16 protein-coding genes are annotated in these 13,560 nt (G+C 64.6%); 10 read left to right on the plus strand and 6 right to left on the minus strand.

The annotated features are described in order from the left end of the window. Window positions 1–5: 5 nt before the first annotated feature. Window positions 6–920 carry a non-homologous end joining protein Ku gene (gene ku / locus AB7M35_RS00325; protein WP_453956284.1) on the minus strand — a complete coding sequence of 305 codons (915 nt, stop codon included), beginning with the start codon at window positions 918–920 and terminating at the stop codon, window positions 6–8. A gap of 229 nt (window positions 921–1,149) precedes the next feature. Between ku and AB7M35_RS00330 the strand changes: the two genes are divergently transcribed. Continuing rightward, window positions 1,150–1,710, plus strand: coding sequence for a type 1 glutamine amidotransferase domain-containing protein (locus tag AB7M35_RS00330; RefSeq protein ID WP_453956286.1), 561 nt, complete (start codon window positions 1,150–1,152; stop codon window positions 1,708–1,710). A gap of 89 nt (window positions 1,711–1,799) precedes the next feature. Here AB7M35_RS00330 and AB7M35_RS00335 read toward each other — a convergent pair whose 3' ends face one another. After that, window positions 1,800–2,060, minus strand: coding sequence for a DUF7218 family protein (locus AB7M35_RS00335; protein WP_453956289.1), 261 nt, complete (start codon window positions 2,058–2,060; stop codon window positions 1,800–1,802). Between the two features lie 197 nt (window positions 2,061–2,257). On the opposite strand from AB7M35_RS00335, the gene AB7M35_RS00340 reads away from it, so the two are divergent. The 4 genes from AB7M35_RS00340 to AB7M35_RS00355 all read left to right on the plus strand — a co-directional run bounded on the left by AB7M35_RS00340 (window position 2,258) and on the right by AB7M35_RS00355 (window position 4,563). Beyond that, the gene (locus AB7M35_RS00340) at window positions 2,258–3,301 is read left to right on the plus strand and encodes a YihY/virulence factor BrkB family protein (RefSeq protein ID WP_453956292.1); all 1,044 of its coding nucleotides are present in this window, start codon (window positions 2,258–2,260) and stop codon (window positions 3,299–3,301) included. A gap of 199 nt (window positions 3,302–3,500) precedes the next feature. Then, entirely contained in the window at window positions 3,501–3,698 is a 198-nt protein-coding gene (locus AB7M35_RS00345; protein WP_453956295.1) for a CsbD family protein, read from the plus strand. A gap of 159 nt (window positions 3,699–3,857) precedes the next feature. Continuing rightward, complete coding sequence (locus AB7M35_RS00350; RefSeq protein ID WP_453956298.1) at window positions 3,858–4,016, plus strand: DUF3309 family protein; 159 nt, start codon at window positions 3,858–3,860, stop codon at window positions 4,014–4,016. A gap of 64 nt (window positions 4,017–4,080) precedes the next feature. Then, window positions 4,081–4,563, plus strand: coding sequence for a YciE/YciF ferroxidase family protein (locus tag AB7M35_RS00355; protein ID WP_453960544.1), 483 nt, complete (start codon window positions 4,081–4,083; stop codon window positions 4,561–4,563). 78 nt (window positions 4,564–4,641) lie between these two features. On the opposite strand, the gene AB7M35_RS00360 is transcribed toward AB7M35_RS00355, so the two are convergent. Next, window positions 4,642–5,412 (minus strand): Crp/Fnr family transcriptional regulator, encoded by a 771-nt coding sequence (locus AB7M35_RS00360; protein WP_453956299.1) that lies wholly within the window; start codon window positions 5,410–5,412, stop codon window positions 4,642–4,644. Window positions 5,413–5,608: 196 nt separating this feature from the next. Between AB7M35_RS00360 and AB7M35_RS00365 the strand changes: the two genes are divergently transcribed. The 3 genes from AB7M35_RS00365 to AB7M35_RS00375 all read left to right on the plus strand — a co-directional run bounded on the left by AB7M35_RS00365 (window position 5,609) and on the right by AB7M35_RS00375 (window position 10,124). Continuing rightward, the gene (locus tag AB7M35_RS00365) at window positions 5,609–5,938 is read left to right on the plus strand and encodes a hypothetical protein (RefSeq protein WP_453956302.1); all 330 of its coding nucleotides are present in this window, start codon (window positions 5,609–5,611) and stop codon (window positions 5,936–5,938) included. Between the two features lie 259 nt (window positions 5,939–6,197). Further along, a complete protein-coding gene (locus tag AB7M35_RS00370; protein ID WP_453956303.1) occupies window positions 6,198–8,078 on the plus strand; it encodes an HWE histidine kinase domain-containing protein in 1,881 nt (626 codons plus the stop codon). Between the two features lie 354 nt (window positions 8,079–8,432). Continuing rightward, complete coding sequence (locus AB7M35_RS00375; RefSeq protein WP_453956306.1) at window positions 8,433–10,124, plus strand: phospholipase D family protein; 1,692 nt, start codon at window positions 8,433–8,435, stop codon at window positions 10,122–10,124. A 54-nt stretch (window positions 10,125–10,178) separates the two neighbouring features. Here the strand turns inward: AB7M35_RS00375 and AB7M35_RS00380 are convergent, their stop codons facing one another. Next, entirely contained in the window at window positions 10,179–10,433 is a 255-nt protein-coding gene (locus AB7M35_RS00380; protein ID WP_453956308.1) for a hypothetical protein, read from the minus strand. Between the two features lie 171 nt (window positions 10,434–10,604). Here AB7M35_RS00380 and AB7M35_RS00385 point away from each other — a divergent pair, with 171 nt between their 5' ends. Together AB7M35_RS00385 and AB7M35_RS00390 are read left to right on the plus strand one after the other, a co-directional pair. Beyond that, window positions 10,605–11,411 (plus strand): response regulator, encoded by an 807-nt coding sequence (locus AB7M35_RS00385; protein ID WP_453956309.1) that lies wholly within the window; start codon window positions 10,605–10,607, stop codon window positions 11,409–11,411. A gap of 115 nt (window positions 11,412–11,526) precedes the next feature. Then, window positions 11,527–11,691, plus strand: a complete 165-nt coding sequence (locus AB7M35_RS00390; RefSeq protein WP_453956312.1) for a DUF1328 domain-containing protein — start codon at window positions 11,527–11,529, stop codon at window positions 11,689–11,691. Between the two features lie 114 nt (window positions 11,692–11,805). Here the strand turns inward: AB7M35_RS00390 and AB7M35_RS00395 are convergent, their stop codons facing one another. Continuing rightward, complete coding sequence (locus tag AB7M35_RS00395) at window positions 11,806–12,975, minus strand: Gfo/Idh/MocA family protein (protein WP_453956314.1); 1,170 nt, start codon at window positions 12,973–12,975, stop codon at window positions 11,806–11,808. 119 nt (window positions 12,976–13,094) lie between these two features. Beyond that, window positions 13,095–13,535 carry a type II 3-dehydroquinate dehydratase gene (aroQ, locus tag AB7M35_RS00400; protein WP_453956317.1) on the minus strand — a complete coding sequence of 147 codons (441 nt, stop codon included), beginning with the start codon at window positions 13,533–13,535 and terminating at the stop codon, window positions 13,095–13,097. Window positions 13,536–13,560 lie beyond the last annotated feature (25 nt).

Raw genomic sequence — 13,560 nt, forward strand, 5'->3', positions numbered from 1 at the left:
GCGCGTCAGGCTGCCTTGGCCGTCTTGCGGGCGCGGGGCTTGGCCTTGGCGTCCTTGGCGCCGCCCGCCGACTTGCTGCTCTTCGCGGGGGTCCGTGTCTTGGCGGAAGATCCACCGGCCCGCGACTTGGCATTCGGCTTTTCGCCAAGGCTCTTCTTCAGCGCCGCCATCAGGTCCACCACCTTGCCGCTGTCGGCGGTGTCCTCATCGACGGCGACGTCGGTCTTGCGGCCCTTCGCCTTCCGCTCGATCAGCTCGCGCAGGGCATCGTTGTAGCGGTCCTTGAAGGCGTCGGCCTTGAAGGCCGACGATTTCCGCTCGATGAGCTGCTCGGCGATCGACACGAGCTCGTCGTCGGACTTCTCGTCGCTGAGACCGGAGAAATACGGGGTGGCGCGGTGGAGTTCATCGGAGAAGCGCAGGGTTTCGATCATGAGCCCGGCGCCGCACGGCTTGAGCGCTGCGACGTACTCGCGGCCGCGCATCACGAACTGGCCGAGCCCGATCTTGCCGGTCTTCTTCAGGGCATCGCGCAGGACCCGGAAGGCGTCTTCGGCAAGCTCGTCGTCGGGAACGACATAATACGGGCGGTCATAGTAGATCGGATCGATCTCGCAGACATCGACGAACTGGACGAGCTCGAGCGTTTTCTTGGCGTCGATCTTGATGTCGTCGATGTCGTCCTCGGTGACGAGAACGTACTTGCCCTTCTCGATCTCGAAGCCCTTGACGATGTCATCGCGCTCGACCGGGCCGATGCCCGGGACGATCTTTTCGTAGCGGATCCGCTTGCCGCTCGGCTCATGGATCTGGTGGAAGGACAGCTTCGCGCTCGATCGCGTGGCGCTGTAGAGCTTGACCGGCACGGCCACGAGCGCGAGCCGGATCTGTCCGCTCCAGATGGGGCGCGAGGGAGCCATGGGGTCTTCTCCTTGTCAGCCGGCCGCCAAGGCCCGCGCCTGACGGCTTTCCCAGTCGAGATGCCAAGCGAATCAACGCCGACCGGGCGGTTTGGTTCGCCGGGCAGACGATCACGATCGATTTTGGAACCGTGACCGAGGGACCAGCGTTCGGCAGACAACCCAAGACGTCCGCGCTCGGCATCCGATGCCGCTGCAGCGGGCGCATCACGGAAGAAGGAAGAGTGTCATGTCCAGCATCAGTGGCAAGAAGATCGTCATCGTCTCCACCAACGGCTTCGAGCAGTCCGAACTGGAAGTCCCGCGCGACAAGCTCCGCGAGGCCGGGGCGACGGTGCATGTCGCGACGCCTGACGGAAAGGCCATCAAGGGCTGGGACAAGAGCGACTGGGGCCGCGAGGCCGAGGCCGACAAGAAGATCGCCGACGTGTCGGTCTCCGACTACGACGCGATCGTGCTGCCGGGCGGCCAGATCAATCCGGACCTGCTGCGTGTAGACGACGATGCGATGAAGGTCATTCGGGCGTTCATCTCGAGTGGCAAGCCGGTTGCCGCGATCTGCCACGCCCCGTGGCTTCTGGTCGAAGCGGGCGCCGTCAAGGGCCGCGAGATGACCTCCTACCATTCGATCCGCACGGACGTCGAAAATGCCGGCGCCATCTGGAAGGACGAAAAGGTCGTGGTTTCCGAGGGGATCATCACCTCGCGCAAGCCGGGCGACCTCGACGCCTTCGTCGCGAAGATCATCGAAGAGGTCCAGGAGGGCCGCCACGAGCGCCACGCGGCGTAAGGGCAGCCCGGCGCTTGCCGGGTGCCAACCTGAGCAAAAAAGGGCGGCGGTCGCAGGTGCGGCCGCCGTTTTTTATGGAATAGGTTCGTTCAGTGGGACCGGAGCGCAGACACCAGCTCCGGCTTTGACATCTTGGATCGTCCGTCGATCCCGATTTCCCGGGCTCGATCGTAGAGATCGGATTTCGACCATTCCTCGTAGGGCGGGGCTTTGCCGCCCTTGCTGGAGGGCTTGTCGCCCGCCGCCTTCGCGTTGGCGATCCGGGCCGACTTTTCCTTGCTGTTTCCCTGCTTGCGCAGCTCCTCATAGAGCTCGTCGTCCTTGATCTGCTTGCCGTGAGACTTCGCCATGTCGGGTCTCCTGCTTCGGGTGTTTGTGCGAGTGCACGTGTCGTGCGCTGGGAAAACCGCCGACCCGCGGCCCGGTTCCCAAGCCCGGCGGGAGGCAGGGTCGCCGCGATCCGCGGCGCCGGGACAGGCGTGATCGGGAACGTCCGTCGGCGCGCACCGTTCATCTAACCAAGGGCAGACCGAGAGGGCGACGAGACATGGCGACTTCGGATACGGATCGCGGCCAGGCCGCGGCCGACGAACCCATCACGAACGAAGGAATTCTCGAGGACGATCCGGAATCCGTGGCGGTTCGGGGGAGGGGCCGCACGGCTGACAATCCAACGGAGATTCCGTGGCGCGGCTGGCGGGACATTCTGGTGCGCGTCTACCACCGCATCATTCAGGATCGCATCGGCCTGATTGCCGCCGGGGTCACCTTCTACGCGATGATGGGCTTGTTTCCGGCCATCGTGGCGCTCGTCTCCATCTATGGGCTGGTCACCGACGCGAGCTCGCTCCAGGACCAGATCCAGTTTCTCTCCGGCTATCTCCCGCGCGATGCGCTGAGCCTTCTGTCGACGGAACTGCACCGCATCACCCAGGTCCGCGGCGGAAGCCTGGGGATCGCCGCGATCGCCAGCATCGCGGTGGCGCTCTGGAGCGTGAATTCCGCGGTGCTCGCGCTGTTCCAGTCGCTGAACGTCGCCTACGGCGAGGCGGAGAAGCGCTCCATCTTCAAGCTCTACTCGACCGGCTTCCTGGTGACGATCGGCATCATCATCGTGACGGTGCTGGTGGTGAACATCATCATCGTGCTGCCGCTGCTGCTCTCGGCCCTCGGCTTCAGCGAGGAGACGGAATTCATCATGCGGCTGATCTCGGCGCCGCTGTTCTTCGTGCTCATGGTGACGGCAGCTTCGATCCTCTACCGGGTCGGCCCCAGCCGTCGCGACGCCAAATGGAACTGGATCTCGCTGGGATCGGTCCTGTTCTCGTCGCTGTGGATCGCCGTGGCGCTTGGCCTGTCGTTCTATCTCTCGCGCTTCGCGGACTACACGGCCACCTACGGATCGCTGGGGGCCGCGATCGGCCTGATGCTGTGGATCTACGCGGCGGTCTACATCTTCCTGGCCGGCGCGGAGATCAACGCGGAGATCGAGCACCAGACGGCGCGTGACACGACGGTCGGTCCCGACAGGCCGATGGGGCAGCGCGGAGCGCATGTCGCCGACACCGTGGGCGCGGTCTCCGACGATTGACGTCACAAACTTGCCGCAGATGTAAAAAGGCGACCTTCGGCCGAAATACACGGAACTCAAAGTGGATGAGATCGTTCTTCTACCCGAAGAGGCGGTTCGGTGTCGCTTCTGAAGGTTCTGTTAGCAACATTTTCACAGTGGCGAAGTCCGGCGGATGCAAGGCATCCGGTTGGATGACCGCGCCCGGAAAGGATGACTCATGAATTGGGATCAGATCGAAGGCAAGTGGAAGCAGTTCACGGGCAACGTGCAGACCCAGTGGGGCAAGCTCACCAACGACGACATGGACGTCATCGAAGGCGATCGTGAGCGCCTCGCCGGCAAGATCCAGGAACGCTACGGCGTCGAGAAGGAAGAAGCCGAAAACCAGATCGACGACTGGCTGAAGCGCCACTAGGCGCCTGACCATCCGCCGCGCCCCTTGCCGGGCGCGGCGACGTCTGTCTGCGGCCTGGCTCCCAGCGCCACAAGATCAATGCCTCCATGAAAACCCGCTTCAGACGGGAACAACGGCTCTTCAGCACAGTTCTGAAGGGCGTCTTTCGGAGAACACTCAATGACGCTCGGCACAATCTTGCTCATCGTTGTCATTCTTCTTCTCATCGGCGCGCTGCCGACCTGGCCCTACAGCCGCGGCTGGGGCTACGCGCCGGGCGGTATCGTCGGACTGATCCTCGTTGTTCTGCTGATCCTGCTGCTGCTTGGACGAATTTAGCCAGGTCGCGGCTCATTTCTCGACGAATTCCGAACGACGCAATCCAAGGAACAAGATCATGGCTATGAAGACGCTCAACGACCTGTTCGTGCACTTCGTGCGCGACATCTACTATGCCGAAAAGCAGGTGCTGAAGACGCTGCCGAAGATGGCGCGCAAGGCGGATTCGGACCAGCTTCGCGAAGCCTTCGAGCATCACCGCGAGGAAACCGAGACCCAGATCGAGAATCTCGAGAAGGTCTTCGAGATCCTGGGCCTCAAGGCCCGCGGAGTGACCTGCGAAGCGATCGACGGCATTCTCGAAGAGGGCAAGGAGATCATGGAAGAGGCGACCGACGCGGATGCGCGCGACGCCGGCATGATCGCCGCGGCCCAGGCTGTCGAGCATTACGAGATCACCCGTTACGGCACGCTGGTCGCCTGGGCGAAGCGCCTGAAGATCAATCAGGCGGTGCCGCTGCTGCAGGCGAATCTCGATCAGGAATATGCCGCCGACAAGAAGCTCTCGGCGCTGGCCGAGGGCGGGCTCAATCAGCAGGCTGCCTGATCAGTCCCGGCCGAGCCTAGCGGTCCCCGGCGCGCGCGTTCCATCGAACGCGGGCGCCGTCGCGTCTGGCCGAAATATTCAGAGGAACGGTCGGGGGCGCTTCGAAACGTCGTCCACCTTGCCGATCGACTTCAGGTGAGCCTCGTCGTCCACCTCGAGCCAGCGCTCGTTCCAGCGGATGCAGCCTGTGGCGCGGAGGCGCTTGATGGTCTTGTTGGTGTGTACGAGCGACAGGCCGAGGGTGTCGGCGAGATGCTGCTGGGTGAGGGGGAATGCCAGCCGATTGCCGCGCGTCATTCCGAGATCCCGGGCCCGGCTGAAAAGGTGCCATACCACGTAGGCCACGCGCTCAAGCGCATTGCGCCGGCCGACGGTCAGCAACTGGGCGTCGAGAAGACGCTCCTGGTTGGCCGAAAGCCAGGTGACGTCGAAGGCCAGCGACGGCTGGCGTGTGTAGAGCTCCTTGAACTGGTCCCGCGGAAACACGCAGAGCGTCATCTGCGAGAGAGCCTCGACACCATGGTCCATCGTCTCGAAAACGGACGTCTGCAGCCCGATGAGGTCGCCGGGCATGGCGAAGTTCAGGATCTGCCGCCGGCCGTCCGGCAGCGTCTTGTAGCGGAAGGCCCAGCCCTCGAGAATCGTGAACAGATGCGCGCTGGACGTCGCTTCCTGGACGATGGGGGCGCCTGCCTCGACACTCAGCTCGCCGCGCTTGAACCACTCCACGAACTCCAGTTCGCTCGGCTCGAAGTCGCGGAAGGTCGCACGGCTGCGCAACGGGCACGCCGCGCAGGGCGTCCTGAACCGGTTGTTTCGCGTTGGAGACACGGATCCTTCCGTGCGCATCTAAAATCTCTTCGCGCCGGGTGTGATTGTTAAAAGACGGCCTGACAAATGCGTGCCAACTTCGCGCATATGGGAGGCGGGGTCGAGGACTTTTCGTCTCCTTCCGATTGGCCCTTCGGGCGCCTATGGCGGATGTCCGCCAGTATCGGACCAAAAGGGGTATGACGAAGTGAACCCAGTCCCGTTCGTAGTCCTTTTGGCCGTTGATGATGAGAAGCTCGCGCTCGACATCGACGCGTTCGTGCGCAACGCCAACCTCTCGTGGACCGTTCTGCTGGCCCGCAGTGCCGAAGACGCCTTCGCAGCAAGTGTGTCGGGCGATGCCCAGCTGGCGGTCGTCTCGCTGACGCCGTCCGCCGAACGGGACAAGCTGGAGACGACGCTTCGCGCGATGGGGGTTCCCATCCTGCGATACATGGCTCCCTCTGCGCCCGCCAACAATGACGACGCGGAAGTCATTCCGCTTCCGTTCACTCCGGAGGGCACCCGGCACGCGCTGGAGCGCCTCGGCATGCTCGTTTCCTGATTGCTGCCGGCCCCGTCAGGTCGCCCTGGCATGCTCAGCATGTTGGGGACGCCCTGCGTTTGTCCTTGCCCGTGGCCACGCTGTCCCCGACGTTCGTGCGTGTCTATTGTGAGGCGATTGCGCGGTGGTCTCCGAACGCCCGCACGGCACGACCGAACCGTGCCCGGGCGCGTCCGGTGCGTGACGGTGTCGTTCGGCGTCACGGAATGATGTAGCAGGACCGCGTCGCGCGGCAGAACGAAGGGCAAAGGCACACCCGATGGACTCCATCCTTCAGTACCTTTTCGGGGCGGCAACCTTCATGCCCCACGGTTACTGTCTGCTTTGGCGGCCGGACCTCGTCGCCCTGCACGCGGTCTCCGACGCCGGAATCGCGGCAGCCTATTTCGCGATACCGGTGGCGATCCTGGTGCTGGCACGCCGCCGCGGAGACCTGACCGGCGAGACCGGCCAGGTGGTGGTGCTCTTTGCGACATTCATTCTTGCCTGCGCCCTGACGCACCTGGCTTCCGTCTTCACGCTCTGGGTTCCCGCCTACGGATTGCAGGGGCTGCTCAAGGCGGCGACGGCGATCATTTCGGTTCTGACCGCAGTCATTGTCTGGCGCCTGCTGCCGGCGCTGACCCGCCTGCCCTCCATCACGGAGACGGAAGCGATCAACCGCCAGCTGATCGAGGAAGTGGAGGCCCGCAAGCGCGCCTACCAGGAACTGGAAGCCACACGCGCCAATCTCGAGCGGGAGGTGGCCCAGCGCACCTCGGAGCTGCGGGAGGTGAAACAGCTTTACGATTCGGCGACGAGCGGCGCCCAGATCACCGTGTTTTCGCAGGATTCCGAGCTTCGCTACACGTGGGTCCACAATCCGCGGCTCGGGTTCAGCGTCGATGAGGTGGTCGGCAAGACAGACGACGATCTGATCCCGGAACCGGCGCGCTCGACGATCACCGGACACAAGCAGCATGTCCTGGAAACGGGAGAGTCGGAGACGTTCGAGATCGAGATCCCCGAGGGGAGCTCGACCTCGTGGTTCCGGATGGACGTCACACCGTCGCCGGCGGTCGAGGGGCGGGCGCGCGGCGTCGTCGGAACGGCGATCGACATCACCCGGGCGAAGCGCCTGGAGGCGATGCGCGCCGATCTCAGCCGCCGTCTCTCGGCGACCGTCCAGCGGTTCAATCTGGCGCTCCGCTCCAGCGAGATCCTGGTGTTCAGCCAGGACAAGGATCTTCGGTACACGTGGTCGAACTGGTCGGCGGACTACGGCGGGCCGGTCATCGGCAAGACCGACGAGGATCTCTACGCCGAGCCCGAGCGGTCCCGGATCATCGGGCTCAAGAAAGCGGCGATGGAGAGCGAGGACGTGCAGTCGGCCGAGGTGCGCGTCCACATCGGCGATGAGGTCGTCTGGTACGTGCTGACCGTAGAACCCGACTTCGCACCCGACGGCGAACTGCGCGGCGTCATCTGCGCCGCCGTCGACATCACCGAGCGGAAGGATCACGAGCAGCGCATGCGGCTGGTGATGCGCGAGCTCAGCCACCGGTCGAAAAACCTCCTTGCCGTGGTCCAGGCGATCGCGCGCCAGACCGCCCAGCAGGCGGACTCGGTGAAGGAGTTCCTGGAAAAGTTCGGGGAGCGCGTGCGCGCGCTCGCGGGTGCCCAGGATCTGCTGGTTGCCGGCAACTGGAGCGGTGCGAGCCTGGGCGACATCGTCGCGGGCCAGCTTGGGCACTACACGCCCGAGGACGGCGACCGCGTGATCGTCGAAGGGCCGGACATCAAGCTCTCGCCCGACGCGATGCAGACCCTCAGCCTCGCCCTGCACGAGCTCGCCACCAACGCCGCCAAGTACGGGGCGCTGTCGAACGAGGTGGGCAAGGTGCTCGTCACGTGGACCATCGACCAGGCAGCATCGATCCTGGAGCTGCGCTGGCTCGAGGAGGGCGGTCCGCCGGTAACCGCCCCCACACGTCGGGGCTTCGGGCGCATCGTCATCGAGCGCAATGTGGCGCGTTCGCTCGAGGCGGACATCGATCTGGAATTTGCCCCGGATGGCTTCCGGGCGGTCTTCCGCATTCCGCTCGATCAGATCCGTCCGCGGGTGGACGAGGAGCGCGACCCCCAGCCCGTGCTCGGGTGATCTGCGCCGCATGATCCCGGCAGGGATGCGATGCCTGCCCGGCCAATAGAGCAACGCGGGCCCTTGGCCTGCGAAGCCGGTGTTGCTCCGCCGGAGAAGCTGACGCGCCTCCCGCCATCCGGCGAAGCAGGCGTTCGGATCGCGCAATCTTTCTCCCTGGCTGTGCCGGGGAAACGTATTCGCGTCTAGCGCGTTATCATCTCCGTGCTGACGTGCGGGCCGCGGGGGCCTTTGCCGCAAAATCCGGGCTGAAGAATGCTAGAATCCGGGGTGACGATGGGCCGGCACGATGCCACGCTGCCGCTGGTCAGGCGCGGCCACTCACAAGATCCAAGCTCGCGAACCGAGGCCCACATGCCGCAATCGAGGACGTCGGAGACATCCAAGGCCGAGCCGGCGCCGCTTGGGTTCGGCCCGGCGTATCCGCACCGAAGCGTCGGTGACGTCCGTCCGCTGATCGAGGCAAGTGCGGCCTATCCGGAGATGGAGCGACTGGTGATCGGCGCCACCAGGACGGCGCATCTTTCCTTTCGCATCTTCGATCCGGCGACCAAGACGCGGTCGGAGGAAGCAGTCGAGCGCAATCTGACGGACTGGGGGGACGTGCTCATCGATGCGGCCGAGCGGGGCGTGCAGGTGCGCGTGCTGCTTGCGGACTTCGAGCCCGTGCTGGCCCACGAGCTTCACCGTGTCGGCTGGTCCAACGGGCTCCGGCTGCTGGACCGCGCCGGCGAACTTTCAGACGACTGCCCGGGCTCGATCGATCTTCTGATTGCCCTGCACGAGGGTGAGCTCGGGCCCGCGGTTCGCTCGGCGCTCTGGCCCGCGGTTCGGATCAAGTTGAACAAGCTGCTCAGCAGCAATCCCGAAGCGCATACGTCCCCGGGCATCCGCTACAACATTCTGGAGGGACGGCCACGCGTCCTGTCTCCCATGCGAATGTGGCCGGCGACGCACCACCAGAAGATGCTGGTGGTCGACGGGGAAGCCGCGGTCGTCGGCGGGATCGACGTGGACGAGCGGCGCTACGACGATCCCGAACACAGTCTGCCGGCGGCCGAGACCTGGCACGATGTCAGCCTGCGGGTCGACGGGGTGGTCGCTCGCGACGTCGACCGCCATTTCATCGGGCTCTGGAACCGGGAAGTGACGCGCTATGGCGGTGGTGGGGATCTCGTAGCGGGACTGCATCTTCCCCCGGGACACGATCACCAGAAGGTGCCGAACCTGATCCCGGGCGGGCGTCCCGAAGCGGTCGCGAACGAACCGGACCTGCTGCCGACCGACGCGCGGATCCGGCTCGTGCGCACCGGCTCGGTCGTCCGGGAGGGGCCTTTCGCGATCTCGCCGATGCCTGTCGTCGCGGAAATCGAGGCCGCCTTCATCGATGCCATTCGAGGGGCGCACAGGCTGATCTACATCGAAAACCAGTTCTTCCGCCTGCGCCGCATCGCCGAGGAGATCGGACGGCGGGTTGCGGCACAGCCGGATCTGGAGGTCATCGTGGTGTTGCCGATGGCGCCCGACATGGTGGCCTTCGAACGCAAGACCGGGCCGGACATGCGCTTTGGGGAGTGGTTGCAGGTGAAGGCCTTGCGCCGCCTGCTGAAGCTCTCCGGCGATCGGGTGGGGCTGTTCTCGATGGTTGGGAGAACGCCTGCGGAGCCAGGACTGAAGGGGCGTGCCCGCGCCTTCGGAAGCGGCATCGTTTACCCGCATTCGAAGGTCCTGATCGTCGATGACGCGCGCGCCATCGTCGGGTCGGCCAACATCAACGGCCGGAGCTTCCGGATGGACACGGAGCTGGCACTCGACTGGACCAACGACGAGCGGATCCGTGATTTCAGGGATGCGTTGTTCTCGGGTCACCTGGGAGACGCTTACCGTCCCGAAACGGCCAGCCCGCTGGAGCTCTGGAAGTCGGTGGCGACGGAGAACCTCGGCGTCGAGCCGGAGGATCGAAGCGGTTTTGTGGTGCCCTACAAGCTGGGCGCGGCTGCAAGGTTCGCTCGTTTTCAGCGGTTCATACCGGAGGTCTATCTCTGACTGACCCCCGGTATGAGTGCGTCGACGATCTTGGCGAACTGCAACGTTTCCCCGTCACGAATGGCGGGAAGCGTCGCCGCGCGAGTAGGCGGGAACAGAGTCCAGCTGCTCGAGCAGATCCATCAGATCCTGCGGAAGGGACCCGCCCACCTCCGGTTCGTAGACACGGCGCAACGTGCGGCCGAGATGCGACTGAAGGTTCATGTCGAGGCCCGGACCGCCTGCATCCGCAGTATCCGGCCCTCTGCCATTTGCAATTCGGTCCCGTTCTTCCGAATAGGCACCTGATGTATGGTTCTGATACTTCATAATCACCTCACGCGTTTCTGAGCGGCACGCGTCTCGGAAATTGAACGTTGTGTCCCTGATATCGTTCCGAGTTAACATTGTTAATTGACGCGGATACATCGCCCCGACCGGGAGATGGCCCGCCGTGCCTGCCTGTCCGTTCGCTTGTCGTCTCCCGTGAGGTCGAGTGTTATGTCCGTCGCCGACGTGGTCGCGCCGCATGTCCCCTCGCTCCGGCGGTTTTCCCGGGCCGTGCATGGCAGTCGGAGCGCCGGTGACGAAAGAGTTGCCGACTGCCTTCGTTCCATCCTCGACGAGCCGGGCAGGTACGACCTGTCCGAGGCGCTCCTTTCGCTGTTCCGCCTTTTTCTCTCGTTCGACGGACCGGCCGGAGCCGTCGACGGAGCCCGAAGCCACATGCACGACCGGGCGCTCGGGGCGATGTCCACCAATGCGCGCAACGCCTTCCTGCTGACGTCGCTCGAGCGCTTCAGCATCCCGCAGACGGCTTCGATCCTGAATGTCGGCATCGGCGACGTGGAGACGTTTCTCACAGAGGCGGGCCAGCAGATCGCGAAGCAGATCGGCACCACCGTCCTCATCATCGAGGACGAGCCGATCCTGGCGATGGACATCGAGGCGCTCGTAGAGAGCTTCGGCCACGAGGTCGTCGGCGTGGCAAGAACGCGCCGCGAGGCGGTGATCCTTGCGCGAAAGACCGGTCCCGGGCTCATCCTGGCGGACGTGCAACTGGCGGACGGCAGCTCGGGCATCGATGCCGTCGCCGAGCTGCAAGCCCTGTCCCGCATTCCAACGATCTTCGTCACGGCGTTTCCGCAGCGCCTGCTGACGGGGGCGGTTCACGAGCCGACCTACCTGATCACCAAGCCCTACGAGCCGGAGGAACTGAGAGCCATGCTCAGCGTGGTGCTGTTCTTTCGGGATGCGGACTGGAGCGACGAGGCGTACGCTGATCGGCACCGGGAAACCGGCAAATGAGGCGGGTGCGGCGGGAGATCGGACTTTTTGTGGCCTGCCGGTGAAATAATTGAGAACCTTTTCGGTTCCGCTGCGTTCTTCCTGCCGAATGACTTATTGCTGAGGAGAACGACACATGCTGCAGTGGGCTCTCATTTTTCTTGTCGTCGCGATTATCGCGGGTGTTCTGGGTTTCGGTGGCATCGCGGGCGCTTCCGCCAGCATCGCCCAGATCCTGTTCTTCGTGTTCCTCGTCGCGCTTGTGATCTCCGTGATCATGCATCTTGTCCGGCGCGCCTGACGCACCGACAGGATCGACGATCCTTTAGGATCGTCCAACAACGGCCGGGTGATCTATCACCCGGCCGTTTTTTTTATTGTGTCCCGTCCACGGCAGGACACAACACCGGCCTTGTCAGAGATCGACCCACGCCGCGTTGCGCCTGCTGGACGTGACGCAGGCCTCGATGAAGGCCATTGCCCGGACGCCGTCCTCGATGGTGGGAAAGCTGGTCTCAGTGTCGATCGGCTCGAGCGACCGCGCCGCGCGAATGGCGCGCGCCGCTTCCGCATAGATGTTTCCGAACGCCTCGAGATAACCCTCAGGATGACCGGCCGGTATCCTGGAGATGCGGTTGGCGGCCGGACCTGCTCCGGCGCCTCCGCGCGTGATCAGTTGGGTGGGCTCGCCGATGGGGGTCACCCAAAGCCGGTTCGGGTCCTCCTGTGACCATGTGAGGCCGCCCCGCGTTCCGTAGACCTGCAGGGAGAGGGTGTTTTCGTTCCCAACCGCGATCTGGCTCGCCCAAAGCATTCCGCGCGCGCCGCCTTCGAACCGCATGAGCACATGGGCGTTGTCGTCGACCCGGCGACCCGGGACGAACGACGTCAGATCGGCGGCGAGGGAGGTGACGGTCAGACCCGACACGAAGCCGGCCAGATGGAAGGCGTGGGTGCCGATATCGCCGATGGATCCGCCTGCGCCGGCCTGGTCCGGATCGGTCCGCCAGGCCGCCTGCTTCTGGCCGCTCTCCTCGATCGGCTCGGCAAGCCAGTCCTGCGCATAGTCCACGCGAACGACCCGGATGTCGCCGAGCTGGCCATCCGCGATCCGTTGCCGTGCCTCCCGAACCATGGGGTAGCCGGCATAGGTGTGGGTGAGCGCGAAGACCAGTCCCGTTCGTTCGACCATGCCCGCAAGGGCCTTCGCATCGCCCAGCGACGCCGAAAGCGGCTTGTCGCAGATCACATGAATTCCCTGTTCGAGAAAGGCGGTCGCGATCTCGACGTGCAGGTGGTTGGGGGTGACGATCGCGACCGCCTCAATCCCGTCGGAGCGGTCCGCCTCGGCGGTCGCCATCTCGGCAAAGGATGTGTAGATCCGCCCCTCGGACAGCCCGAGCGCGCGGCCCGATGCGACTGCCTTTTCCGGGCTGGCGGACAGGGCGCCCGCGACGAGAACGTAGTTGTCGTCGAGCCGGGCGGCGATGCGGTGCACGGCGCCGATGAAGGCATCCTGGCCACCGCCGACCATCCCGAGCCGGATGCGGCGGGACATCTCGTCCCGATGTCCCTGGATTTCCATTGAAGCCCCCTGGACCAGCATCGCCGCGACCCCGGTACAGGGCGCCCACAATCTGCTGGTGCAGCGTACCCGGAAGACGCCACGAACGGGAACCCGGACGGCAGGGAAATTCCCAGGCGTTACTGGCCGATCAGCACCGCGATGCGGCGGAGCGCCAGGTCATAGCCCTGCGTGCCGCACCCGACGATGATGCCGTCCGCGCGCTGGGAGACGTAGGAATGATGCCGGAAGCTCTCGCGCTTGTGGATGTTTGAGATGTGAACTTCGATCACAGGAAACGTGCAGGCGCTCAGCGCGTCGAGGATGGCCACCGAGGTGTGGCTGTAGGCGGCCGGATTGATGACGATGCCGGAAGCGGTCGTTCGGGCTTCCTGAATCCAATCTACGAGTTCGTGCTCGCCGTTGGACTGCCGGAACCGGATTTCCAGCCCGAGCGTCCCGGCGACCGACCGGCAGCGGGCCTCGACGTCCGCCAGCGTCTCGCTGCCGTAGATTTCCGGTTGGCGTTGGCCGAGCAGGTTGAGGTTCGGCCCGTTCAGGACATCGATAAGGTGTGGCATCGGGAGGTTTGATCCAAGGCTAAGG

This window comes from Amorphus suaedae (assembly GCF_053629675.1).

Coding starts and splice junctions, on each gene's coding strand:
- AB7M35_RS00385 (WP_453956309.1), top strand. CDS start 10,605: ATGTCCGTCGCCGACGTGGTCGCGCCGCATGTCCCCTCGCTCCGGCGG.
- AB7M35_RS00355 (WP_453960544.1), top strand. CDS start 4,081: ATGAAGACGCTCAACGACCTGTTCGTGCACTTCGTGCGCGACATCTAC.
- AB7M35_RS00395 (WP_453956314.1), bottom strand. CDS start 12,975: ATGGAAATCCAGGGACATCGGGACGAGATGTCCCGCCGCATCCGGCTC.
- AB7M35_RS00350 (WP_453956298.1), top strand. CDS start 3,858: ATGACGCTCGGCACAATCTTGCTCATCGTTGTCATTCTTCTTCTCATC.
- AB7M35_RS00340 (WP_453956292.1), top strand. CDS start 2,258: ATGGCGACTTCGGATACGGATCGCGGCCAGGCCGCGGCCGACGAACCC.
- ku (WP_453956284.1), bottom strand. CDS start 920: ATGGCTCCCTCGCGCCCCATCTGGAGCGGACAGATCCGGCTCGCGCTC.
- AB7M35_RS00330 (WP_453956286.1), top strand. CDS start 1,150: ATGTCCAGCATCAGTGGCAAGAAGATCGTCATCGTCTCCACCAACGGC.
- aroQ (WP_453956317.1), bottom strand. CDS start 13,535: ATGCCACACCTTATCGATGTCCTGAACGGGCCGAACCTCAACCTGCTC.
- AB7M35_RS00380 (WP_453956308.1), bottom strand. CDS start 10,433: ATGAAGTATCAGAACCATACATCAGGTGCCTATTCGGAAGAACGGGAC.
- AB7M35_RS00375 (WP_453956306.1), top strand. CDS start 8,433: ATGCCGCAATCGAGGACGTCGGAGACATCCAAGGCCGAGCCGGCGCCG.
- AB7M35_RS00335 (WP_453956289.1), bottom strand. CDS start 2,060: ATGGCGAAGTCTCACGGCAAGCAGATCAAGGACGACGAGCTCTATGAG.
- AB7M35_RS00390 (WP_453956312.1), top strand. CDS start 11,527: ATGCTGCAGTGGGCTCTCATTTTTCTTGTCGTCGCGATTATCGCGGGT.
- AB7M35_RS00345 (WP_453956295.1), top strand. CDS start 3,501: ATGAATTGGGATCAGATCGAAGGCAAGTGGAAGCAGTTCACGGGCAAC.
- AB7M35_RS00370 (WP_453956303.1), top strand. CDS start 6,198: ATGGACTCCATCCTTCAGTACCTTTTCGGGGCGGCAACCTTCATGCCC.
- AB7M35_RS00360 (WP_453956299.1), bottom strand. CDS start 5,412: ATGCGCACGGAAGGATCCGTGTCTCCAACGCGAAACAACCGGTTCAGG.